Raw genomic sequence first — 670 nt, 5'->3', positions numbered from 1 at the left:
ACTGTAACAAGTGATCTCAAAACAGCATCTGAGAATGTAGTCAAATATTTTGGTGGTGGTGCTAGTTATAAAGATGGCGCTTGGACAGCCCCTACATTCAAGCTTAAAACCTTCACAGCTGATGGTAAAGAAGATGGTTCAAAAGACTATCGCGATGTAGGCTCTGCTTTTGCAGGAATTGATACGAACTTCATAAATGTAAACAAACATCTGAATACTGTTGTTAATAATTTTAATGACAAATTAAACGATATTAATAAAGAATTTCAAGGCGATGCCTTATTGTGGAGCAAAACTGATAAAGCCTTTAGTGCTATGCGCGGAGAGGGGAAAGACAGAAGTTCAGGTAAAATTAAAAATCTTGCACCAGGTGATTTAACACAAAACTCAGAAGAAGCCGTGAATGGTGGACAGCTGTATATAGTGGGTACCCATTTAGCTAATTATCTTGGTGGCGGTGCTGACTTTGGAAATGGAAACTCAGAAGGTCCTACTTTTAAGATTAAAACTTTCGATACTGATGGAGAGGAAAAAAGTGAGACTTATCAGAATGTAGCTGATGCGTTTGAGGGTGTTAATACGGCTCTCACGACTGTTCAGAATAAATTGACTGAACAGGTTAATAATGTGATTACCAAAGTGGAAAGCGAGAGCTTTGTTCAGCAAGATA

At 38.2% G+C, this 670-nt stretch carries 1 pseudogene; it reads left to right on the top strand.

The features are described 5' to 3' along the window. A pseudogene (locus ACFILL_RS09455) lies at window positions 1–670 on the top strand (hypothetical protein); the annotation flags it as partial.

Source organism: Bartonella sp. AP20NXHL (genome assembly GCF_042196165.1).
Classification (GTDB): domain Bacteria; phylum Pseudomonadota; class Alphaproteobacteria; order Rhizobiales; family Rhizobiaceae; genus Bartonella.
This window is presented reverse-complemented; position numbering and strand designations above follow the sequence as displayed.